Here is a 20,905-nt window from a genome sequence, read left to right as displayed (position 1 = left end):
CCAAGGCAGAAGGCTGCGAAGGTCCGGGCGCCGGGACGGCAATCTGGAAGAAGGAACGCCCCTGGGCCCGCGGAGACCATGAGGCCCCGTCCATCGGGTTCGTCACCAGGGAGGCTCCATGCCGTCCACGTCCATCCCCGCCGCCCCGCTGGGCGGCCACAGCCTGCTCGTCCTCATCGTCACCGCCGGCGCGTTGCTTCTGCTGGCCGTGCTGCTGGGCCGGCTGGCCGCGCGCTTCGGCCTGCCGGCGGTGTGCGGCGAGCTGTGCGCGGGGCTCATACTCGGGCCCTCGCTGCTGGGCCACACCATTCCCCGCCTCTATCACTGGCTGTTCCCGCCCCAGGCCGAGCAGGTGCATCTGCTCGACGGCGTCGCGCAGTTCGGCGTGCTGCTGCTGGTCGGGCTGACCGGCGTCGACATCGATCTGCCCCTGGTGCGCCGGCGCGGCCGGGTCGCGCTGTGGGTGGCCGGGTTCGGCCTGGCGCTGCCGCTGGCGATGGGCATCGCGGCCGGCCGGCTGGCGCCGGCCTCGCTGCTGGGCCACGGCGCCGACCGCACGGACTTCGCGCTGTTCGCCGGGGTCGCGATGTGTGTCAGCGCCCTGCCGGTGATCGCCAAGACCCTGGACGACATGGGTCTGCTGCACCGCGACTTCGGCCAGCTCACGATCGCCGCCGGGGTGGCCGACGACGTCGCCGGCTGGCTGCTGCTGTCGGTGGTCTCGGCGATGGCGGCGGCCGGCGCCCACCACTTCCCGTGGCAGTCGATGGTGTGGCTGGCGGTGCTCGTGCTCGGCGCGGTGACGGTCGGGCGGGCGCTGGCCGCGCCGCTGATCGGACGCGCCGGACGCGGTTCGGCGCCGGGCCCGGTGGTGGTGACCGCGGTGGCGATGTTCCTGGGCTGCGCGGCCGCCTCGCAGGCCGCCGGGCTGGAGGCCTCGTTCGGGGCGTTCGTCGGCGGCCTGGTGGTCGGCACCGCGGCCGAGGCCGATCTGCGCTGGCTGGCACCGCTGCGCACGGTCGTGGCCGCGGTCCTGGCACCGCTGTTCTTCGCCACCGCCGCGCTGCGCATGGACCTGGGAGTGCTGCGGCACCCGGCGATCCTGGCGGCCGCGGTCGTGGCGATCGGCATCGCGGCGCTGGGCAAGTTCGCCGGGGCCTTCCTCGGCGGGGTGACCGCGAAGCTGGACCGCTGGGAGTCGCTGGCCCTGGGCGCCGGGATGAACGCCCGGGGCGTCATCCAGATCATCGTGGCCACGGTGGGGCTGCGGATCGGGGTGCTGAACACCGGCTCCTACACCATCGTGGTGCTGGTCGCGGTCACCACCTCGCTGATGGCGCCGCCGATCCTGCGCCTGGCCGAGGCGCGGATCGGCGGCACCCCGGCGGAGGAGGAGCGCAGGGTCAGGCTCGCCGCTATGCGGTGACCTCCGTCGTCGGCTCGGCCGGCTCGCTGTCCGGCACAGCGGGCTCGGCCGCCGGCGGGATCGCCGGCCAGAGCTTGCCGTGGGCGCTCATCGCCGGCGGCAGGTGGCGCCAGTCCTGGTTGTCGGCGAAGAGGATGTCGCGGATGCCGCTGCGGCCGCGGCGCAGACCCTCGCGCCGGCTCTCCAGCGCCCACTTGAAGGCCTCGCGCGCATAGGTGCGCAGGGGGAACGTGCAGTTCTCCTTCCACGCCGCGGTGCCGTGCCGGCGGTACCAGGTGACGTGGCGCGCGCCGGACAGCAGCGTGAAGGTCGCGGTGGCGCCCTGCTCCGGCTTGCCGAAGCCCATGTACTTCGGCACGAAGTCCAGCTTCCCGAGCCGCTCGAAGATGCGGCGCCCGGCCTCGGCGTGGGTGATCTCGCCGCGGGTGGCGGCCTCGATCTCGTCCTGCGAGCCGCGCATCGTGGCGACCACGTTGGGCAGGTGGCTGCCCAGCACGCCGATCCGCCCGGGCTCGGTGGTCTTCGCCAGGTGCGAGGGGTCGCCGGATTGCAGATAGCGGACCAGCAGGGACAGCGGGCCGAACGCGCCGAGCATGTTGCCCAGCGCCCAGTTGCGGTTCCAGGCGTTCCAGGTGTCGTAGCTGGCGAAGGAGTCGAAGGCCCCTGAGACGATCATGTCGTAGTGGTCGAACCCGGTATTCACCACGTCCTCGACGAACTGGAACCGCTCGGTGGCGAAGTCGTCGTCCCGGACCGCCCGCAACAGCCGCTCGGCGATCAGGTCCACGGCCACGGTCAGCACCGACATGCCGGAGGAGAACAGCGGGTCGACGAACGCCGCGGCGTGCGGCAGCTGGAGCACACGCGGGCCGAGCAGGTGCGGCGAGGAGTACTGAAGGCGGCCGGAGCCGATCCAGGGCCGGGCCGCGACGGCGCCGTCGAAGTGCCGCCGGATAGTCGGGAACCGGGCGATGACGCTGCGGAACTCCTCCTCCGGCGACCCCTGCGCATCAGGGTGCTTACGCCGGTCGAGCATCATGCCCACGCTGGTGAGCGGGTTGGTCGCCTGCCGGTGGTTGTTGAACGGGATGACCCAGATCCAGCCGCCGTCGAAGATGTGGTGCATGGTGGCCTGGCCCAGCGGCGAGGGCACGCCGCGGCGCTGCGGATCCGGCAGCAGCAGGTCGGCGCTGGGGACGTTCATCATGTGCGTGTAGAGCGTGCGGGTGTCGGTCTTGAAGCGCGGCGTCTCGTCGCGCAGCCCCAGCTGGTCGGAGACCATGGAGCGCATGCCGGAGGCGTCGATGAGGAACTTGGCCTTGAAGCTGACGCCGCCGGCAGCGTGTAGTTCCACCTCGTCCTCGCCGAACTTGATGTCCTCGATCCGGGTGCCCTGGCGGAAGGTGGCGCCGTACTGGATCGACAGCGCCGCCAGGTAGGCGTCGACGTCCTGGCGGAACAGGTGCGAGTCCGGGCCGATCGGCGGGGTGAGCGTCGGCAGCTGGTTCACCTCGCCGTCCCGGTGCTCCCGTCCTTCGCTGTGGTACATGAAGCTGAAGGAGCGCTTCACGCCGCAGTTGCTGCTCACGTTGTCGCGCAGCCGGTGGAAAGCGCCGATCCAGCCGATCTCCGGCACGCCGTACTTCTCGCCGATGATCCGCAGCCGGATCCCGGTCTCCGGGATGAGGGACTCGCCGATGGTGAACCGGGGGTGGGTCGCGCCCTCTAGAAGCAGGGTCCTGACACCGTGCCGGGCCAGGATGCACGCCAGCATGGAACCGCCGATCCCCGATCCGAGGATGGCCACGTCATAACGGTCGTCGGTCACGGATACCTCAACCTCACTGTGCGGGAGACGGCAGGGACGCCTCTGGCGGACCCTCGTCTCTTCAGCGTGGCCAAGGCGCGCCCGCGAAGCCTTCTCCGGCGTTGCCCGGGAACTGGGCACGCAGAGAGAAGACACCGTCACGGCCCGCACGCAGGATGTCTCTTGCTCTGGACCGCTCATCCGCCGATCAGGAGGCACGGACATCACTATGGGGAACACATCCGCACGCGGCGGCGCGGTCCGCGGCTTCGAGCACCCGGCCGCGTTCTGGGCTGGCACCGTCGCCTGCTCGGTCGGCGTCCTGCTGCATCTGCCGATGTACTACAGCGCCCGCCACATGGGGTATCAGATGTCCGGCATGAGCCCGGACGCGCCGATGATCACCGGGATGGCCCTGATCCTGCTCGGCCTGCCGCTGGTGCTGTACGGGCTGCTGCCCCGCCGCAGCGGCGAGCTGGCACGCACCGCGGCGCGGGTCCGGGTGCGGCCGCTGGACGACGCGCCGCTGCGGGCGCAGCACGTGATCCTGCTGATGGTGATGGCCGTGGCGGTCACCATCGACGTGATGAAGCCGGCGACGCTGTCGTTCATCACCCCCGGCGTGGCCAAGGAATACCATCTGCTGCCGGCCAACAAGCACAGCTACACCACCGTCGCCTGGCTGCCGCTGTTCGGTATCGGCGGCACCGTGCTGGGCTCGTGGCTGTGGGGCTCGCTCGGCGACCGGATCGGGCGGCGCGCCTCGATCATGTTCGCGGGCATCCTGTTCGTCTCCACCTCGATCTGCGGCACGATGCCCAGCTTCGGCTGGAACCTGTTGATGTGCCTGCTGATGGGGATCGGCGCCGGCGGCATGCTGCCGGTGGCGTTCACGCTGCTGTCCGAGACGATGCCGAAGCGGCACCGGGGCTGGACCATGATGCTGGTCGGCGGCGAGGTGGCGGCGGCTTACGTGCTCGTCAGCTCCCTGTCGGCCTGGCTGACGCCGCACTACAGCTGGCGGATCATGTGGCTGATCGGGCTGCCCACGGGGCTGCTGCTGATCGCGCTGAACAAGTGGATCCCGGAGTCGCCGCGGTATCTCATCACGCGCGGCCGGGTCGAGGAGGCCGAGGCGGTCATGGCCCGGTATGGCGCGGTCGTCAGCGCGGTCCCGTTGCCGCGGACCGGTCCGGCGCCGATCGGTCCTCCTGGCTTGGCTGCCGGTCTTGGCTTGGCGGCCGATCCTGGCTCGGTGGCCGGTCCTGGGTGGACGGCCGATCCGGGCTTGGCGGTCGGTCCGGGCTCGGCGGCCGATCCGGGCTCGGTAGCCGATCCGGGCTCGGTAGCCGATCCGGGCTCGGTAGCCGATCCCGCTTCGCACCGGGGCTCCGTAATCGACTTCGTCCGCCGCCCGATGCTCGGCACCAGCATCGCGATCGCCTTGCTGGGGCTGGGTGTCGGGCTGGTGACGTACGGGTTCCAGCAGTGGGTGCCCACGAACATCCAGCGGCTCGGCTACAGCGCCGTGGCCTCCGACTACGTCGTGCGCAACGCGGCCCTGATCGGCCTGCCGCTGACGATCCTGGCGGCCTGGATGTACGGGGTCCTGGGCAGCCGCCGCACCATCATCGCGTTCTGCGTCCTCACCGCCGCCACGCTCATCGGCTTCGTCGTGGCCGGCGACTCGCTGGCCCACAACCGCCTGCTGCTGTCGGTCCTGCTCGTGGTGCCGCTGTCCGCGACCAGCTCGCTGGCCGCCGTCGCGGTCGGCTACGCCGCCGAGGTCTACCCCACTCGGGTCCGCACCCGCGGCGCGGGTCTGGCCGCCGGGATGACGAAGCTCGGCGGTGTGCTGATCCTCGCCGTGGTCGTCGCCCGCGCCACGGTGCCCTCGATCGCCCAGACCGCCGTGATCGGCGCCGTCCCCCTGGCCGCGGCGATCCTGGCGTTCTGGTGGACCGGCGCCGAGACCAAGGGCCGCTCCCTGGAAGCCATCGCGGGTGAGGAGCTGGTGGGCGAACCGGTCTGAGACTCAGGAGTAACAGGAGTCAGGAGCCAGGACTCAGGTCAGGGTCAGGAGAAGACCGGCGAGGGCCGAGGGAGGCCTCAGGCCCTCGCGCGGCGCCGAGCCGAGCGCCACCGGAACCAGGACTCGCGATCAGCGTCCTTTTCGGCACGGCTCTAAGACACGACGCCCGCCGGCCCCGGCCCGCCGATCGCCACCAGCTCCCCGGCCGCCGACGGCCCGAAATTGTCCAGTTCGGGCAGGGCCAGCAGGATCGGCAGATCCAGGATCGTGGCGGCGCGCAGATCGATGTCCAGCTTGACCGCGCACTCGTCCGGGCCCACCGTCACCTTCTCCCCCGGGCCCAGGAAGCGTGGCTGCCGGGCCCACGGCCGCGGGTCCACCTGCTGCGTGCGGACCGCCGCGGCCCGGACGTACCAGCTGCCGGAGGGCACACCGCGCAGCGTGTACGCGCCGGACCCGTCGACGACGTCGCAGGAGACCGGCAGCCCTTCGATCGCGGGGCTGGCGAACAGCCCCACATACGTCCGCGTGGCGGTCCCGCGCTCCGGCACCACCACCGACCCCATCACCTCCCCGGTCCACCCGCTGGGCGGGACCGGCGCCATGTCGATCATCCGGTGTCCGCCGGCCTGCGACTTGGCCCGGTACCGCCCCGGCGGGGCCCCGACACCGCGGCTGAACCGGCTGGTGAACGTCCCCAGGCTGTTGTAGCCGACCTGGTAGGCGATCTCCGTCACGCTCAACCGGGTCTGGAGCAGCAGGTGCTTGGCCTTGAACACCCGGATGGCGGACAGGAACCGGCCGGGCGAGGCTCCGGTCATGGACCGGAAGACCCGGGGGAAGCAGCACTCGCTCATGATCGCGGAGTCGGCGATCTCCGCCAGCGACAACGGTTCGTCGTACCGGTTCCACATCGTGGCTATGGCTTGTTCGATCGCTAGCTGTGTCAGGTCCACCGTCTCAGGTCTCCCGTGCTCCGTGCCAGGCGAGAACTCGTATCAGGGCACCACCGCGGGCTCGCACAGTCCCGCCGGCCTGTGAACTCATGTGTTCCCCTCTGTCGCGAGCCTGTCGATTGAGCATGATCCGGGCCTTCCAGGCTTTCTCCGGCAAAACTCCACCCAGGCTTACTGTGAGTATCAGCGGACTGACGAACAAGTGACTTCTCCGCGCTTGCCCGGAGCGCCGTGGAATATGCCGAATCACACACTCTGCGCGCGGCCTGCGCGAGCACCGATATCGTTGCCAAGCCGCTGTTCGGGACGTCGCCGACGACAGCGCCGCAATGTCGGAATTCGAATGACTGGGCGAGTGGCCGCGGCATCACACGGAGATCGGCTAAAGCCGGCGCGGGTTATCGCCTTCGAATAATGCTGGAGTATTCCATGCCGCGACCGAAAACCAATCTTATCTTTTCACCCCGGACGCGGCGAGTTCCGCCCGGGGCAGACGCGTCTTCATATCCGACGGGATCGCCCGCGCCGCCGGCACGCTGTCCGGCCGGCACGCTGTCCGGCCGGCAAGTGCCGACGAGTGCCGATGACTGCCGACAAGTGCGGACATCACGATCACCGGCGGCGGCGCCGGGCCGATTCCCACCCGGGGGTGACGAAGCCACCACGGCGCGGTGAGTTTTCGCGCTGGTTCCGGTCTTTACAGATGAACCTGTGAGGCGAGTTCGCGGGCACCGGCCGTTCGCCGTGCGGGCGGCTCTCTCTTCGCCGTGTGTACTTGAACGGAGGAACTGCCGTGGAACGCGGTAGCTATCGACTGAGATATCCGGGTGTGGCGCCGGCCATGTCCACCGCCCCGGCCTGCCGGGGGTGGCGGCGATGAGCGCTTTGGGGGTCGCCGGCACCGGCGAGAAGCAGCGGATCGGGGCGACGCTGGTCCTGGCGTCGATCGGAACGTTCCTGACGTCGTTGGACATCGTGGTGGTGTCCACGGCGCTGCCCACGCTCCAATCGCACCTGCACGCCGACCTGGCCGATCTCGAGTGGACGATCAACGCCTACAACCTGTCCTTCGCCTCGTTGATGTTGACCGCCTCGGCCTTGGGCGACCGGTTCGGCCGCCGGAACCTGTACGTGATCGGCCTGCTGCTGTTCGCCGCGGCGTCGATCGGTTGCGCGACAGCGGATTCCGCCGGGCAGCTGATCGGGTGGCGGGCGGTCCAGGGCGCGGGCGCGGCGGTCGTGCTGCCGCTGTCGCTGACGCTGATCAGTGAGGCGTTCCCGCTGGAGAAACGCGGGATGGCGATCGGGATCTGGGGCGGCATCACGGGCTTGGGGGTGGCGCTGGCGCCGCTGGTCGGCGGCGCGATCCTGCAGGGGATCAACTGGCAGTGGATCTTCTGGATCAACGTGCCGTTCGCCCTGGTGGCCGCGGTGCTGTCGCGGTTCCTGCTGACCGAGAGCCGTGGCCCGCGCCCGCGCCTGGACCTGGTGGGCCTGCCGCTGATCGGGCTGGGGTTGCTGGCCCTGGTCTGGGCGCCGGTCAAGGCTCCGGAGGTGGGCTGGGGCAGCGCCCAGGTGGTCGGCGGACTCGTCGTGGGCGCGGTGCTGATCGCGGCGTTCCTGTGGTGGGAGAGCCGCACCGAGATGCCGATGATGCCGCTGGAGTACTTCAAGCTGCGTTCGTTCAACTCGGCCGGTGCGGTGGCGTTCCTGTTCTGGTTCGCGTTGATCGGCACGGTGTTCTGGATCGCGCAGATGCTCCAGCAGGGCATGGGGTACTCGCCGCTGGCGTCGGGCACCAGGATGCTGGTGTTCACGCTGCCGCCGATGGTCTTCGCCCCGATCGGCGGGCTGTGGTCGGACCGCATCGGCACCCGTCCGGTGATGTCGCTGGGCCTGCTGATGATGGCCGGCGGCTATCTCTGGCTGGGAGTGACGATCACGGCCGGGGTCTCCTACACCTCGCTGATCGCCCCGTTCCTGGTGGCCGGCACCGGGATCGCCCTGGTGTTCCCGACCATGGCGAACGCCTCGATCGCCGCGGTCCCCCTGCGCGACTCCGGAGTGGCCTCGGGCTCGAACAACACCCTGCGCGAAGCCGGCGGCCTGTTCGGGATCGCGGCGTCGTCCGCGGTGTTCACGGCCAACGGCAGCTTCGCCTCGCATGCCGACTTCATGCACGGCGTGAAGTACACCATTCTGGTGGCGGCCGCGGTGGGCCTGGTGTCGCTGATCCCGGCGCTGCTGGGTCAGTCCCGGGCACAGATGCAGGCCAGCGCCGAACGGGCGAACCGTCTGCCGGAAGCCGTGCCGGTGCCGACCGCGGTCGCCGACTGAGCGGGGGTGCGCGATGGGCGCCGCTGGTCGGAGCCCACTACTGAGCAGGAGTAAGCGACGGGCGTCCCGAGTCGGCGCCGGCGCCCCTGCCATCGCCACCCCTTGCGTCAACAGGACTCGGTAGCCGTGCCGGGCCGCCGGGTGATCAGGGCTCTGTCGGCGGACGGTCTTCGTCTCGCCGGCAGGGCCCTGGTTCACGCCGGTAGGGCACTGGTTCACGGAGCACTGGTTCACGGAGCACTGGTTCACGGAGCACTGGTTCACGGAGCACTGGTTCGCCGAGCAGTGGGTCGCCGAGCACTGGTTCGCCGAGCAGTGGGTCACCGAGCACTGGTTCGCCGAACCCCGGGTCGCCGAGCACTGGCTCACTTCGGCGCTCACGGCCCTTGCCGCTCGGCAAACTCCGAGAAGTCGTGGCCCCCCGGAAGCGGCGAGCATGCTACGGAAAGCGGGGCAAACCCGAAGCACTCTTGCCGAAAGGGATTCTCACGTGACCGGCATGTGGGCGGCGTCGCGGCGCCGCATTCTGACACCCAGCACCTCGCAGACGAAACTGAAACGACGTGGCTTCCACGAGAAGAGCCCGGAGGCGAAGGAACAACTGGAGACCGCCGGTGCCATGTTCCTAGCCGGTTACGCCCTCGCGGCGCAGGCCGGGCAGGCCTGGGAGGCCGAGAGCGGACTGGCGACGCTGCCGCGGGCATACCGCGGCTTCGCCTACGAGGGCGCCGGAATGGGATTCGCCGTCCGGGACGCCATCGCACCCCGGCGCCGGCACATGACGGCCGACCTCATCGACGGCCGGGGCGCGGACCATGTGTACATGGTCTACGTCGGCGTCGGATGGGCACTGGCCCGGCTGCCCCGCGCGTTCTGGGGCCGGATGACCGACAGCCTGACCGACCCGGTACTGCGCTGGCTGATCCTGGACGGATACGGCTTCCACCAGGCCTACTTCCACACCGACAAATACGTGAACCGGCAGTTCGCCCGAACCGACTTCCCCTGGCCGCAGACCGGACCCGCGGCATACGCCAACCGGGTCGTGGACCAGGGCATCGGCCGGGCCATGTGGTTCGTGCACGGCGCCGACCCGCAACGGCTCGCCGACGCCGTCGACTCCTTCCCGCAGACACGACGGGCGGACCTGTACGCGGGCTCCGCCCTGGCCGTCACCTACGCCGGCGGCCTGGACGAGGCCGAGCTGCGGGTGTTCAAGCAGCGGGCCCGGCACTACGCGCCGCAGGTCGCGCAGGCCAGTGCGTTCGCCGCCACGGCGAGAGTGCGGGCCGGGAATCAGACGTCGCATACCGCGCTGGCGACCGGGCTGCTGGCCGGGGTCACGCCCGAGGAGGCGGCGCGGGTGTGCCTGGGGGCGTTCCCCGATCCGTCCGAGCGCACCGCGGCCGGGGAGCCGGCGTTCGAGGTGTGGCGGGAGCGGATTGCTGCGGTGTTGGCTGTGCCTTCTGCGGCTTAGGGGGGTATCAGGCGATCTACTTTGCTCGGCAGGTCGCGATGCGCCAGTCGCAGATCGCCGGTCGCAGGTCGCCGGTCGCAGGTCGCAGGTCGCAGATCGCCGGTCGCAGATCGCAGGTCGCAGATCGCCGGTCGCAGATCGCCGGTCGCAGATCGCAGGTCGCAGATCGCCGGTCGCAGATCGCCGGTCGCAGATCGCCGGTCGCAGATCGCAGATCGCAGATCGCCGGTCGCAGGTCGCAGATCGCCGGTCGCAGATCGCCGGTCGCAGATCGCCGGTCGCCAGTCGCACATCGCAGCGCCGGTCGGGATCTATCCCGGCCGGCGCTGCGGGCTGGCATGACCTGCTGCTGAGGCGATACTGCGGGGCTTCTTTTGAGGCTGGACTTTGCAGGCCGGCTTGCGGTTGGCGTGTGGGTTTTAGAAGCTCTTTACGGCCTTCGGTCAAGGTTGCGCCGGTTCGGGGTTCGGGTCGGCGGGTCTGTGTGTCAGCTGCCAGTTCCCGCGTTCACAACCCCGCCACACCTCAGGCCTCTTCCACTCCGGCAAGTCCGAACAAGATCAAAGTCAAGATCAAGATCAAGAGCCCTGGTGAAGAGCCGGCGCCTCCGGCGGGGGCTCTCGGCTCCCTCGGGGAACTGGCGCAATTCCATAGGGTGGCCAAGTCAGTCTCAGCGGCGGCGGTCCCTGAGGTGGTGCGGTCCGTTCCCCTCGGTCGCGTCGTCAGCCCCAAGGGGTACAGCGCCGAACCCCGGGAGTAAAGTCCGCGCCCTTGCGGTCAGGCGTGGAGGTGGCGGCTACGTACAGCGCGAACTTGACTCCCGAGAACCGGCACTGTAGGCAAAGCCCTGCCGACGCGACCGAGGGGAACGAACCGAAAACCGACCGGAAAAGTGCAAAACGAGAGTGCGGTACCGGCGACTCGGCGAGTTCGGCTGCCGGTCCGGAGACTGGCGGCGCGGCAGTCGCGCGGGTGCGCATTTTGGGCTGGCGGGTGCGGGCCGAGGCGGGCGCCGGCGGGTAGCTCCCCGCACCGTCCCGTGGCGAAGCGCCCGGCTGGTCGAACCAGCCGGGCGCTTCGCCACGGGACGGGTCAGGCGGCTGCCGGGAGTCCGGCGGCTGGCGTCGCGGCGTGGGTCGCGGCGGAGGAGGCCTTGCGCTTGCGGTAGAAGTGCACCGCCCACCAGCCCAGGCCGCGTGCCGCGCAGACGATCGCCGTGGCGAAGAAGAGTGTGTAGACGATGTTGAGCAGCATCAGCACCCCGTAGACCATTGCGACCGAGCTGCCGAACATGAACTGGGGCCGGCCCTTGGATGGCGTGGTGCCCGGGTCGGAGATCATGTAGTTGCTGAACAGGACGAATGGGACGCCGGTCATCACGCCCAGTGCTGAGAACAGGGAGACGTGCCAGATCCAGTGGCGTACGAAGGCCTGGATGGCGAAGCCGCCGAGCCAGCCGACGATCAGCATTGTGCGCTTGGTCAGGGCGGTGTTCAGGACGGTGCCGGCGGTGGCGATGATCAGGGCGATCATGATGCGGAAGAATGTGTTGGCGTTCTCGGTGAACTCGTACGGCTGGGCCACCGCGACCCAGCGGCTGAACAGCAGCAGTGTCATCGAGATGCCGAAGTTCGACGGGTTCATGTAGTGGCGCACCCTGCCTGCGATAGGCGCCTGGAGGATGTACTTGCCGCTGACGCCGACCATCACGCCGAAGATCACCGGGCCGACGTTGTCGTTGGTGTAGATCAGCATGTTGACGGCCAGGGCGGTGATGTGCGCCGGGAGCAGGAACTCGTAGACTCCGCGCATCCCGCGGCCCCGGTAGCGGGGCATCCGGCGCTGGGCCCAGGCCTGGATGGTCTCCAGGGTCAGCTCCGTGGCGTAGGCGACGAGGACTGCGGTGATCGGGAAGATCCAGGCCTGTTCGAAGCCGAGCAGGGTGTAGCCGAAGATGTTGAAGACGCTGATGGACATCGCGAAGTTGCGCAGCGCGATGTAGTGGACGTCCTTCGGCTTGGCCGCCGGGGTGGCGGAGGGTTGGCCCACCGGTTGCGGGCCGGGCGTGCCGGCCGCTCGGGGGTCGGAAACGGTGGCGGTCATGACTGCGGGACCTCCTTGATGGTGTTGGTCAGCATCAGGTTGTGGGTGCCGGTGGTCAGGGTGATGTCCTGCGAGTGCAGGGCGCCGCTGGTGTCGTGCCACTGGACCGTGACGTCCTGCGGCCCCATGTTCATGCCGAGGCCGAAGCGGACCTGGAAGCTGCGGTAGCCGTCGTGGCCGCTGCCGCCGTCCAGCTGCGCGATCTGCGGGTGGCCGGGGGTGTGGATGGTGACCGTGGTTCCGTAGGCCGGGCTGCCAGGACCCTCCAGACCGGTGTTGGCCTGGCCGTCGGTGGAGGGCCGGTAGAGGTTCAGGGTCATCTGGTCGCCGACGTCGGCGGTGTTGGCGTAGAACTCCGGCGCGCCCCATTGCCGGGCCACCGCGAAGTCCAGGTGGCCGCTGCCGGTGGTGTCGGCCAGCGCCATGCCGCGGCTCGGGATGTCGTTGGTGAAGCCCAGGTCCTTGCTGATGTTGACGTACTTGCCCTGGGAGTTCTCGGCGAAGAACGCGAACGGCTGGTGGCCGGACACATCGTCGCCGGGCTGGAAGTTCGGCCACATCGCCGGGTTGGACAGCAGGTCGTCGTTCATGGTGGCCATCTCCTGCATCCACGGCCACCGGTTGGTGGTGCCGTTGATGAAGCCCAGCGCCTGCACCACGTCCTGCTGGCCGTCGTTGAGGAAGTCGCCCATCTTCACGTCCCAGGCCCAGCCGCTCCAGGCCAGACCGTCGCCCTGCGCCTCCTGGGTGAACGGCGCGACGCCGGAGGCGAGCTTGGTCGCCATCTGGGCGTCGGAGCTGGTGTCGTTGCGGAAGACGAAGTTGCTCTCCTCCAGGCCCCAGGGCTGCGTGATGTCGCTGACCATGAAGTCGAAGTGGCCCTTGTCGCCCATGTCCGCGAAGTCCACGCCCATGCCCTTGAAGGAGCCGTTGCCCAGGACGAAGGACTTCGGGGTGCCCGGGGTGCGCTCGCCGTAGGCTTCGGTGAACTTCAGCTGGGTCGGTGTGGACTCGTTGTAGAGCAGGTGGCCGTGGCCGAAGTCGTTGCCGTCGTACAGCTCGGGCTTGCCCGAGCCGGTCAGGTCGGCGGTGGCCAGGGCCAGGGTCCAGCCGGTGCTGTCGTGGAACGGCACGGCGTCCCGGTCCTCGATGTACTGCACGGAGGGCTGGTCGCCGCCGGTGGCGCCGAGCCAGCGCAGGAAGTGCAGGCCGCCGCCGTTGTTGGCGCTGGACAGCGAGTTCGGCATCTGCATGTCGTTCTGGCCGTGGGTGTCCAGGATGCCGCTGTCCGGGAAGTAGTTGCCGACGACGATCGAGGGGTGGCCGGTGCCGTTCAGGTCGGCGATCGCGACGGCGTCGGTGTTCCACAGCGGCCCGGTGTAGCGGCCGTCGACGTCGACGCCGCTGAGGAGTTCCTGGGGCTGGTAGGCCTGCGGGGAGACGCTGGTGGCGCCGGCCTTGGGCAGGAACAGGATCGGGGTGCGGCCCCAGTAGAAGACCAGCAGGCCCATCCGGCCGTCGCCGGTGAAGTCGCCGACCGCGCAGCCGGTCGGGGCCATGGTGGCGTCCACCGGCAGCGGCGCCGGGTTCAGCACGAACGGGGTGAACCGGTCGGCCGGCACGGCTGTCGGGGTGTAGGTGACGACGACGTCGTTGGTGCGGGTGTCGACCAGGCACATGCCGTCGGAGCGGCCGTGGCCGGTCAGATCGTTGATCGCCACGCTCGCCCCGACCGCCGACATCCAGGAGCGGATCTTGTAGTAGGCGGGGTTCACCTGGCGGATCGTGTTCATCTTCTGATCGTCATAGCCCGGCGGCATGGCGATCGGCATCTGTTTGAACGAGTACTTCGCAGCGGTCTGCGAAGCCTCGACGGCCTGAGCCGGGTTGCCCACCGCCAGGTAGACGGTGAGCAGAGACAGGATGGCGATGAGGGCCGGGACCAGCGTTCTCAATCTTCCACGCAGCACGGATGCACTCTCCAGGTTTCGATTCCGATACCTGACAAACATGACGGGACGTGCGGTGGGGTCGCTTCTTTAGCGTTGCCTGGCGGGATTCGCGCGATTCACGCGCCCCGCACCGCCTGCGCGATCGGGACCGAGCGGCGCATGGAGTCCCAGGCGTTCTCGCTGTCGTCGCCGTTGCCCACGATCAGGCCGTGCACCTGGGCTTCGAAGCACACATCGGCGTCGTAGGGGGCGAACAGGTAGCCGCCGAGCTCCAGGGTGACCATGCCGTGCAGCGCGGTCCAGAACAGGTGCGCCACCAACTCCGGATCGCCGTCGGCGAACCGCCCGGCGGCCATGCACCGCCGCACCGAGGCGATGAGGATGTCCAGCACGTAGCGGCCGTGCCGGCGGTCCTCGTCGGTGAGGGAGAACCCCGCGATGTTCAGCGCGCCGAGCATGACCTGGTACAGGTCAGCGTTCTGATGCGCGTTCCAGCGGTAGACCCGGCCGTGCGCCACGACGTCCGCCACCGGATCGGCGGAGTCGCCGATCGCCACCATGGCGGTGTTCAGCCGGGCGAACCCCTCGCGGACGACGGCCCGCACCAGGTCGTCCATGCTGCCGAAGTGGGTGTACACGGCCATCGTCGAGCTGCCCACCTCCTTGGCCAGGCGGCGGGTGCTCAGCCCGACCGAGCCGTCCCGCGCCAGGATGCGGGCGGCGGCCTCCAACAGGGCGTCGCGCAGATCGGGCCGCACCCGGCGAGGACTCACCCTTGACATGCTCCATCACTGGCGGCGTTATGGGAAGAACGCTGTTACGTAACACCGATATACGCCCGATGGGCAGTGGCGGCGGCGAGCGGGGCGCGGCGCCGGCCGGAGGAATCCGGTCAGGGCAGCTCCGCGGCGGTCTCCTGCTCGTACTCGGGCCATCCGAAGTCGGGTTCGCAGTCCACGTCGTCGACTGCGCGCAGCCCGGCGAACAGGTCGGCTTCGAAGCCTTCGTCCACGGGGCCCGGGGTGCCGCGCAGCAGTTGGAAGTGCTCCATGCCGAAGCCGCCGTCGCCGATCGCCGCTAGCTTGAAGAACCAGCCGTCGGCCGGCATCTGGGAGCGGTGCGCGCGCATAGCGGCGGTCTTGGAATCCAGCCAGTCGCGGGCGTCTATCCGGGCCGTCACCAGATGGTCGGGGACGCCGTAGGGGATCTCGACGCGGTCCGGCGGCACCCCGTTGGCCAAGGCCTCGGCGAGCGCGGCGAAGGGGCTGCCGCCGCCGGTGCCCAGCCGGCGGGCGACCGCGCGCACGACGCTGAAGGGGACGACGGCCGCGTAGACCTTCGCCACGGTCCAGGCTGGTGCGGTGTCGGCGTCAGCGTCGGACTCGGCACCGGACCCGGCACTGGACTCGGACTCGGACTCGGACTCGGCACCGGCCGCGCGGTCGACGGCGGCCAGGCTCAGCTCGTGCGCGCGGATGTGGTCGGGGTGTCCGTAGCCGCCGCGCGAGTCGTACGTGACCAGGACCTGCGGCCGCACCTCGCGGATCACCGCGGCCAGCGCGTCCACCTGCTCCTGGCGGTCCCCGGCCTCGAGCGAGCGCGGGTCGGCGTTGGTGTCCGCGCCCGCCACCCCGGAGTCCCACCACCGGCCCGGGCCGCCGAGGAAGCGCGACCCCTTCATCCCCAGCATCTCCACGGCCACGGCGAGTTCCCGCACCCGCAGTTCGCCCAGCGCCTGTTCGCGGTCGGCGGCGGCGTCCACGGCGCGCCGGACCTCCGGGTCCAGGATGTCGCCGCGCTCACCCCGGGTACAGGTCACCAGGTGCACGTCGATGGTCTCGGCGGCGTAGAGCGCGGCGGTGGCGCCGGTGGTGGTGGTCTCGTCGTCCGGGTGCGCGTGCACCATCAGCAGCCTGAGAGGGTTGCCGAGCCGGTCGCCGAGCCGGGCGAACGGCATGTCCAACAGGTCAGGGGGCAAGGTCATCGGCGTGCTTTCTTCTCCGGTTCGGATGGGGTGCCGGGCCGCACGCCGATGGGGCGGCGGCGCGCGGCCCGCCCGAGCACCTTCGTAAGGGGTTACCAGCATCTCCAAGCGGCGCGGTCCCAGGTTTCTTTGAGGTTGCTGACTTGCCCGCCCTCGAATTTCCAACGGGCGGCGAAGGCGTAATCATGGTCGACGTGAGCCCTCGCCCCGCACAGCCCGATATCCGCCGCGCGCTCATCGACGCGGCCGCGACGATCCTGGCCGAGTCCGGGCCCGACGGGTTGTCCACCCGCCAGTTGGCCAGGGAGGTGGGGGTCTCCACCTCGGCCGTGTACACGTACTTCGGCGGCATGGACGACCTGGTCCGCGCGATGGCGTACGAGGGTTTCGCCCGGCTTAACAGTGCCCTGACCGCCTCGGCCGGCTCGCAGGACCCGGTGGCCGATGTGGTGCGCCTGGGCCGGATCTACCGCGAGAACGCCCTGCGGCACCGGCATCTGTACGCCGTGATGTTCGGCGGGTCGGCACTGGCCGGGTTCTCCCTGACCGACGAGGACCGCGCGCACGGCCTGTACACCCTGGACCTCCTGGTCAAGGCGGTCCAGCGGTGCGTGCAAGCCGGGCGGTTCCGCGACGGGGACGCGACGTTGGTGGCGCACGAGTTGTGGATGTCGATCCACGGAATCGTCACGCTGGAGATCGGCGGGTACCTGTTCCAGCCGTATGACGCGGACACCTGCTTCGACGCCCAGGTGTGCACCTTGCTGGTGGGCTCCGGCGACGACCTGGAGCGGGCGCGGGCGTCCATCGCGCTGGCCGGCGCCGGGCCGGCATCCGAAGAGCCGGCGTCCGAAGAGCCAGCGGCCTAGCGTCGCCGAACGCCGGCTGGCACTGCCGGTTCCGGCGCCGGCGCCATGGCCGGCACCGCACCGCGAGGCATCCGGTCCCGGGCTCAACGCCGTCGGAACTGACCGGGGCCGCGGCCCGCGCCGGCCGGGCCCGGATAGGACTGCGCGATGCCCAGCCAGCGATCCGCCTCGCGTCCGACGGCCTTGACGTCCACGTCGTCGCGGTGCCGACGGCAGGTGACCAGCAGGCAGAAGTCCACCGCCGGTGCCGTGACCCGCTGGTCGGCGTCTTCGGGTCCGAAGGCCCACAGGGCGCCGGACGGCGCGGTGATCTCGAAGCGGAACCGCGTCTCGGGCGGCTCGAAGCCGTGCGCCCGGTAGCCGAAGTCGCGCGTGCGCACCCCGAACCACACCACGTGCCCGATCCGATCGGTGTGCGTGCGCCCCTGCCCCACGGTGTCGACGATGTCCTGCCCGTGCCCGAACACCTCCATGGCCAAGGCGGCGGCGATCAGCGACGGCCGCGCCGCGCCGCCCAGCCAGGGCAGATCACGGTCCTGGTCCGCCGCGCCCAGCGCCCGCGCGGCGGCCGCGCGCTCGGTCCGCCAGCGGCGCACTGTCGGCTCGGGACCCTCGATCAGCTCCAGCGGTCGCCGGGGGGTGCCGTTCGCGTCCGGGCCGGACCGGGCCGCCGCGGCCCGCGCCATCGCTGCGACGTCGGCCAGATGGGCGACCTGGCGGCCGACGGTCCACCCGGGGGCCGGGGTCTGGGAGTACCACTGTTCGTCGAGGGGGACGAGCGCCTCCAGTTCGTCCCCGTCGTACATCAGGTCCGTGTACACGTTGCTGACCACGGCTGATTCCGCCTCTCTGGGTCCATGGCGATGATGACACCGAGTATTCGCCGGACGGCGGGACGCCTGCTTCTTTGACGGTGCCGACAGTGCTGACGGTGCCGCCCCTTGACACGGCCCGGCGCCGCGCCGATAGTCGAAGAACACTGTTATGTAACACTGATATGCTCGGACGGTGAGCTCCGATGGCACTACCGGACCCGCGCACTGCCGCCGACCCCGGACGCGGTGACATCGCAGGCAGCGATGTCAAAGGCGATGACACCGACGAACTCGGTGATGTCGACTGCTCGGCGTTGCCCGTCAAGGGAGCCGTGCCGCCGGAGCTCGACGGCACCCTGTTCCGGATCGGCCCGCGGGACGGCCAGCCATACGTGTCGGCGCTCCGGCTGCGGCACGGCAGCGCCGAATGGTTCCGGGCCCGGCGGATCCGCACCGACGAGGTCTGCCGGCAGACCGGCGAGCTCGCCAGCCCCGGCCCGCGGCGTTGCGCCTCGGACGTCACCGCCGCCGCCGTCATCCGCCACAACCGCCGCACGCTCGCGCTCGGTGACGGCGCCCTGCCCTACGAGCTGGCTCCGGACCTGCGCACCAAGGCCCGGTGGGATTTCGACGGCACCCTGCCGTCCGGGTTCACGTCCCAGGCGGTCCACGATCCGCTGACCGGCGAGCTGTTCGCCGCGGTCGCCGGCCGGCGGACCCTGGACTACGTCGTGGTCGACGTCCACGGGAGCGTGCGCGAGTACGTGCCGATCCCGACGCCCTGCGATCCGCGGCGATACGTGTTCGCGCTGACCGACCGGCACGCGGTGTTCTCCGGGCCGGCCGGCGTCGGGATCATGCCGCGCGAGGGCGGCGCGCGGGACATCGTCTGGGTCGGCAGGCCGGGTACCGGCCAGGGGCCCGGGCCGGCGCACCGTCCGGTGAACGCGTTCGACCTGCGGGGCGGCGGCGTGGCCGTCGACACGGTGGCCGTGGACACCGTGGGAGTCGACACGGTGGGAGTCGGCACCGTGGGAGCCGCCAGGTCCGCCTCGGCACCGGGGCTGTGGCGGTGGCGGGTGGAACCCGGCGCCGGCGGCGGCGTCCGGGGGGAATGCCTGAGCCAGCCGGCCCAGGACCTGGCGGGCTTCGACGAGCGCTACCGGGGGTCCGACCACCGGTACGCCCTCACCCGGCGGCTGGACACCGGTCGCGGGCGGCGGCCCGGCGGCATCGGCCTGCTCCGCCACGACCTCGTGGCCGGCACCAGTGAACAGCACGGCGCCAAGCCGGGCCGGCTGTTCGGCGCCCCGGTGTTCGTCCCGTACTCCCCGACCGCGCCCGAGGGACACGGCTGGGTCCTGGTGTCCGTCCGGGACACCGGCCAGGACCGCGACGAGGTGGTGATCATCGACACCGCCGACTTCGCCGGTCCCCCGGTGGCCACGGTGGAACTGCCCGGCACCGGGCCGCGGGAGGCCTCCGCGTGCTGGCAGGTCGCAGACCCCTGGTGAGGTGATCCGCCGAATATCAGTGCTCTGCCGCTGCTCATCTTAGTTCCCTGATCCGCACGCTGCGGACCGGCGGCGCAACCACGGAGATGCCTGTCCCTCCCCGGCCTGGCCACACTGGCCGACAAGGGCCGCCGCGTTCGCGGCGCCGCCCGCCGTCGAGGAAGGAGACCCGGCGATGGCGATCTCCCGCGCCGTCCTGATCACCGGCTGCTCCAGCGGGATCGGCCGTGCCACGGCCCTCCGGCTGCACCAGGCCGGCCTGCCGGTCTGGGCCACGGCCCGGGACACCGGCACCCTGGCCGAACTGGCCGCCCGCGGTATCCGAACCCTGCGACTGGACGTGACCGACGAGGAGTCGGCGGCCGCGGCGGTCAAGGAGGTCGCCGACGCCCACGGCGCGGTCGGCGTCCTGGTCAACAACGCCGGATCCGGCGTGCACGGCGCGGTCGAGGACGTGCCGCTGGACACCGTCCGCGGCTCGTTCGAGACCAACCTGTTCGGCGCCCTGCGCCTGACCCAGCTCGTCCTGCCCGGGATGCGCCGGCAAGGCGCCGGCCGCGTCGTGAACATCTCCTCGATCCTGGGCCGCCTCTCCCCGCCCGGCGGCGGCCTGTATCAGGCCACGAAGTACGCCACCGAGGCCTACGCCGACGCCCTGCGCCTGGAGGTCGCCCAGTTCGGCGTCCACGTGTCCCTGATCGAGCCCGCCACGGTCCGCACCCGCTTCTTCGAGACCGCGATCATGCAGTTCGCCGGCGCCCCGGACAGCGCCTACCAGGCGTTCTACGACCGGCTGGCGACCTGGGCCATCGACGTCCACGAAGGCCGCACCCGCGCCGGCCGGCTCGCGGTGACGCCGGAGAAGGTCGCGACGGCCGTCGAGCGCGCCGTCCTCGCCCGCCGGCCCCGGGCCCGCTACCCGGTCGGATCGCTGGCGCGGGGGGCGCTCGGACTGCGGCGGGTGCTGCCTGACGGGCTGTTCGACCGGTTCGTGGCCCGGGAGTTCCCCACGCCCTAATACCGCAGCCGTCATACGGAAGCCGCGGCGACCTTTAAGGTCGCCGCGGCTGCGTTGTACCGATCACCGCCGGCTGATGGCCGAGATGATTTTCGGTCGTAGTTCGGCGGCTTTGATGACCTCGTCGACGGAGCCGACCTCGACTGCGCGTTGGATGCTGTGGACGCGGTCGAATTCGGCGGCGACTTCGCCGAGTTTTTCGGCGCGTACTGAGCTGCGTTGTTCGTCGAGTTCTGCGGTGAGTGCTGCGCGGTCGGTTCCGGTGGCGGTCATGATGCGGGCTTCCAGGTTGCGGATGCGGGGGTCGTTGGCGGTGCGGGAGTTGACGTCGCCGGCGAAGACGACTGCGGCGGCGGGGGCGCCGCCTAGGACGGAGGCGAAGGAGCCTTCCAGGGCTAGGACGGTCATGTTGGGGTTGAGGGCTTTGGAGAAGACGACGAAGGCGCCGCCGTGGTAGCGGGAGATGACGCAGAAGATGATGGGGCCGTCGAAGTTGACGATGGCGCGGCCGATTTCGGCGCCGTATTCCAGCTGGAGTTTGCGCATTGATTCTGGGGAGCCGTCGAATCCTGAGAGGTTGGCCAGGACCACCAGGGGGCGGTTGCCGCTGGCGGA

General features: G+C 70.5%; 15 protein-coding genes. 7 read left to right on the top strand and 8 right to left on the bottom strand.

Annotated features, from left to right (window positions below):
• Nucleotides 1–118 precede the first annotated feature (118 nt).
• Entirely contained in the window at nucleotides 119–1,426 is a 1,308-nt protein-coding gene (locus IZR01_RS12170; RefSeq protein ID WP_194923865.1) for a cation:proton antiporter, read from the top strand.
• Here the strand turns inward: IZR01_RS12170 and IZR01_RS12165 are convergent.
• Complete coding sequence (locus tag IZR01_RS12165) at nucleotides 1,416–3,254, bottom strand: NAD(P)/FAD-dependent oxidoreductase (RefSeq protein ID WP_194923864.1); 1,839 nt, start codon at nucleotides 3,252–3,254, stop codon at nucleotides 1,416–1,418. The genes IZR01_RS12170 and IZR01_RS12165 overlap by 11 nt on opposite strands.
• Nucleotides 3,255–3,462: 208 nt before the next feature.
• Between IZR01_RS12165 and IZR01_RS12160 the strand changes: the two genes are divergently transcribed.
• A complete protein-coding gene (locus IZR01_RS12160) occupies nucleotides 3,463–5,265 on the top strand; it encodes an MFS transporter (protein ID WP_194923863.1) in 1,803 nt (600 codons plus the stop codon).
• A 152-nt stretch (nucleotides 5,266–5,417) separates the two neighbouring features.
• Here the strand turns inward: IZR01_RS12160 and IZR01_RS12155 are convergent, their stop codons facing one another.
• The gene (locus IZR01_RS12155; protein ID WP_194892406.1) at nucleotides 5,418–6,221 is read right to left on the bottom strand and encodes a helix-turn-helix domain-containing protein; all 804 of its coding nucleotides are present in this window, start codon (nucleotides 6,219–6,221) and stop codon (nucleotides 5,418–5,420) included.
• Between the two features lie 876 nt (nucleotides 6,222–7,097).
• On the opposite strand from IZR01_RS12155, the gene IZR01_RS12150 reads away from it, so the two are divergent.
• Complete coding sequence (locus IZR01_RS12150) at nucleotides 7,098–8,558, top strand: MFS transporter (RefSeq protein WP_194892405.1); 1,461 nt, start codon at nucleotides 7,098–7,100, stop codon at nucleotides 8,556–8,558.
• Nucleotides 8,559–9,048: 490 nt separating this feature from the next.
• The gene (locus IZR01_RS12145) at nucleotides 9,049–10,035 is read left to right on the top strand and encodes a DUF1702 family protein (RefSeq protein ID WP_194923862.1); all 987 of its coding nucleotides are present in this window, start codon (nucleotides 9,049–9,051) and stop codon (nucleotides 10,033–10,035) included.
• A 1,092-nt stretch (nucleotides 10,036–11,127) separates the two neighbouring features.
• On the opposite strand, the gene IZR01_RS12140 is transcribed toward IZR01_RS12145, so the two are convergent.
• The 4 genes from IZR01_RS12140 to mshB all read right to left on the bottom strand — a co-directional run bounded on the left by IZR01_RS12140 (nucleotide 11,128) and on the right by mshB (nucleotide 16,074).
• Complete coding sequence (locus IZR01_RS12140; RefSeq protein WP_194923861.1) at nucleotides 11,128–12,138, bottom strand: enediyne biosynthesis protein; 1,011 nt, start codon at nucleotides 12,136–12,138, stop codon at nucleotides 11,128–11,130.
• Nucleotides 12,135–14,108 carry an ASPIC/UnbV domain-containing protein gene (locus IZR01_RS12135; RefSeq protein WP_323746987.1) on the bottom strand — a complete coding sequence of 658 codons (1,974 nt, stop codon included), beginning with the start codon at nucleotides 14,106–14,108 and terminating at the stop codon, nucleotides 12,135–12,137. Before IZR01_RS12135 ends, IZR01_RS12140 begins: the two co-directional genes overlap by 4 nt.
• A gap of 98 nt (nucleotides 14,109–14,206) precedes the next feature.
• Nucleotides 14,207–14,863, bottom strand: a complete 657-nt coding sequence (locus tag IZR01_RS12130) for a TetR/AcrR family transcriptional regulator (protein WP_194892403.1) — start codon at nucleotides 14,861–14,863, stop codon at nucleotides 14,207–14,209.
• A 119-nt stretch (nucleotides 14,864–14,982) separates the two neighbouring features.
• Nucleotides 14,983–16,074, bottom strand: coding sequence for an N-acetyl-1-D-myo-inositol-2-amino-2-deoxy-alpha-D-glucopyranoside deacetylase (mshB, locus tag IZR01_RS12125; protein ID WP_228559274.1), 1,092 nt, complete (start codon nucleotides 16,072–16,074; stop codon nucleotides 14,983–14,985).
• A 194-nt stretch (nucleotides 16,075–16,268) separates the two neighbouring features.
• On the opposite strand from mshB, the gene IZR01_RS12120 reads away from it, so the two are divergent.
• On the top strand, nucleotides 16,269–16,943 hold the full coding sequence (locus IZR01_RS12120; protein ID WP_369125479.1) for a TetR/AcrR family transcriptional regulator: 675 nt from the start codon (nucleotides 16,269–16,271) through the stop codon (nucleotides 16,941–16,943).
• Nucleotides 16,944–17,026: 83 nt separating this feature from the next.
• On the opposite strand, the gene IZR01_RS12115 is transcribed toward IZR01_RS12120, so the two are convergent.
• On the bottom strand, nucleotides 17,027–17,749 hold the full coding sequence (locus IZR01_RS12115; protein ID WP_194923884.1) for a maleylpyruvate isomerase family mycothiol-dependent enzyme: 723 nt from the start codon (nucleotides 17,747–17,749) through the stop codon (nucleotides 17,027–17,029).
• A 212-nt stretch (nucleotides 17,750–17,961) separates the two neighbouring features.
• Here IZR01_RS12115 and IZR01_RS12110 point away from each other — a divergent pair, with 212 nt between their 5' ends.
• Both IZR01_RS12110 and IZR01_RS12105 read left to right on the top strand, forming a co-directional pair.
• The gene (locus IZR01_RS12110) at nucleotides 17,962–19,272 is read left to right on the top strand and encodes a carotenoid oxygenase family protein (protein ID WP_194923858.1); all 1,311 of its coding nucleotides are present in this window, start codon (nucleotides 17,962–17,964) and stop codon (nucleotides 19,270–19,272) included.
• A gap of 175 nt (nucleotides 19,273–19,447) precedes the next feature.
• Entirely contained in the window at nucleotides 19,448–20,290 is an 843-nt protein-coding gene (locus IZR01_RS12105) for an SDR family NAD(P)-dependent oxidoreductase (protein WP_194923857.1), read from the top strand.
• A 63-nt stretch (nucleotides 20,291–20,353) separates the two neighbouring features.
• Here the strand turns inward: IZR01_RS12105 and IZR01_RS12100 are convergent.
• A partial coding sequence (locus tag IZR01_RS12100; protein WP_323746985.1) for a carboxyl transferase domain-containing protein occupies nucleotides 20,354–20,905 on the bottom strand: 552 nt, incomplete at its 5' end.

Source organism: Catenulispora pinisilvae (assembly GCF_015356865.1).
GTDB classification, from domain to species: Bacteria; Actinomycetota; Actinomycetes; order Streptomycetales; family Catenulisporaceae; genus Catenulispora; species Catenulispora pinisilvae.
This window is presented reverse-complemented; position numbering and strand designations above follow the sequence as displayed.